Below are 231 nucleotides of genomic sequence, written 5' to 3'. Positions count from 1 at the left end.
GCCTGTTCCCGCCAGAACCACACTTCCGTTGGGCAGGAGGCCGGAAGCCTTCAACGCAATCTGTGCTGCGCCGATGGTCATAACACCCGGCAATGTCCAGCCCCTGACAGGCATCGGGCGCTCCATCGCACCGGTCGCGAAGATCACGCGGCGCGCTGAAACAATCCCGCTCTTGCCGCTTACCGATACGCGCAGATCAACGCCGTTGTTGTCGCCATCCTGTGGTTCCAC

Annotated in this window: 1 pseudogene; it reads right to left on the bottom strand. The window is 62.3% G+C overall.

The window, feature by feature from the left end:
* A pseudogene (locus R0J92_RS27235) lies at window positions 1–231 on the bottom strand (FAD/NAD(P)-binding oxidoreductase); the annotation flags it as partial.

The sequence above is a fragment of the Tritonibacter sp. SIMBA_163 genome, from assembly GCF_046535935.1.
Lineage (GTDB): Bacteria > Pseudomonadota > Alphaproteobacteria > Rhodobacterales > Rhodobacteraceae > Epibacterium > Epibacterium scottomollicae.
Note: the sequence above shows the minus strand (reverse complement) of the source record. Positions and strands in the feature narration are given on the sequence as shown.